This window comes from Nitratidesulfovibrio liaohensis (genome assembly GCF_011682075.1).
Taxonomy (GTDB): domain Bacteria; phylum Desulfobacterota; class Desulfovibrionia; order Desulfovibrionales; family Desulfovibrionaceae; genus Cupidesulfovibrio; species Cupidesulfovibrio liaohensis.
Genome location: NZ_VSMK01000516.1, coordinates 1 through 1,554, shown reverse-complemented (window position 1 = coordinate 1,554; position 1,554 = coordinate 1). Strand labels below are relative to the sequence as shown.

Annotated in this window: 1 protein-coding gene; it reads left to right on the top strand. The window is 71.5% G+C overall.

Going from position 1 to position 1,554, the window contains the following annotated elements:
• Nucleotides 1–1,545, top strand: a 1,545-nt coding sequence (locus tag FVW27_RS15080) for an ATP-binding protein (RefSeq protein WP_167126653.1), incomplete at its 5' end; no start/stop codon positions are given.
• Between the last annotated feature and the right edge of the window lie 9 nt (nucleotides 1,546–1,554).

The window sequence follows — 1,554 nt, the reverse complement described above, 5'->3', positions numbered from 1 at the left end:
GCCCCCCCAGCCGCAAGGCCGCCGTTCCCCTTCGCGCGGCTGCTGGCGGCACTGCCCCCGCGCACCCTGCGTGGCCGGGTGGTGCTGGTGCTGGCGTGCGGCATGGTGCTCATCCAGATCGTCAGCATGCTGTACGTGGTCACGCGCGGGGGGCCGTTCGTGTACAGTTCCGTGGCCCGGCAGGCCGCCATGCGCCTTGCGGGGCAGGCCCTGCTGCTGGATGCCGCAAAGCCGGAGGTACGGGCCGGCATGATCGCCCAGATGGTGCAGGGTGCCAGCCGCATCGCCCTGACCACCACCCCGCCCATCGCTCCCCATGTCGGCACGGCCCCTTCCGAACTGTCCGGCACTGCTGGCACGTCTGGCATGCCCGCCCTGGCGGCCGACGTGTATTCCTCCATCTTCGCGGACCACCTGCGCGGGCTGCTGGCCCCGGACATGCAGCTTGTCTGCCGGGTGGACGGCATTGCCCGCGACGTGGGACGCCGCCCGCCGCCGCCCCCGGGGCGCATCGACGACGGTCATTACGACATCGGCTACACCGTGGGCGTTCGTCTGCGCGACGGCATGTGGGCCGTGTTCACCCACGTGCTGCCCGAGGGCGACCGGCCATGGATACCCCAGCCCATGCTGTGGGACCTGGGCTGGCGCATCGTGGGCGTGGCCTTGCTGGGCCTGGTGGTGGTGGGCTGGATGACCCGCCCCCTGCGCATGCTGGCCGACGCTGCCGATGAATTCGGTGCCGGGCTGGTGCGCGCGCCCCTGCCGGAGCGCGGCCCGCTGGAAATCCGCCGCGCGGCGCAGGCCTTCAACCGCATGCAGGACCGCATCCGCCAGTTCGTGGACGAGCGCGGACGGCTGCTGGCCGCCATCTCGCACGACCTGCGCACCCCGGTCACCCGCATGCGCCTGCGCGCGGACCAGGTGGAGCCGCCGGAACTGCGCGAACGGTTCCTGACCGACCTGGACGAAATACGGGACCTGCTTTCCACCACCATCGACTTCGTGCGCAGCACCGACAGCCGCGAGGCAACCGCCCCCGTGGACGTGACCGCGCTGCTGGAAAGCCTGGCCGAGGACTGTCTGGACCTGCATATCGATCAAGCAGATCACCCGGGGCAGGCAGGGCAACCGCCCCATCCACCGTTGCGCATCACCCTGCACGGCACCGCCGAAGGGCGCCCCACCCACATCCAGGCCCAACCCCTGGCGCTGAAGCGCTGCCTGTCCAACCTGCTGGAAAACGCGGCACGCTACGGCGGCGGGCAGGTGGACGTGGAGGTGCGGGACACGGGCGACACGCTGACCGTGGCCATCCGCGACAGGGGCCCCGGCCTGCCGGAACACTGCACGGACAAGGTCTTCGAGCCATTCTTCCGCGTGGAGCATTCTCGCAACCGCCAGACCGGCGGCAGCGGCCTTGGCCTGTCCATCGCCCGCAACATCGCCCGCCAGCACGGCGGCGACATCACCCTGACCAACCGCGACGGCGGCGGACTGGAAGCCCTGCTGCGCCTGCCCCACGCGCGTCGGGCCGGGGCATAGCCCGGCAGG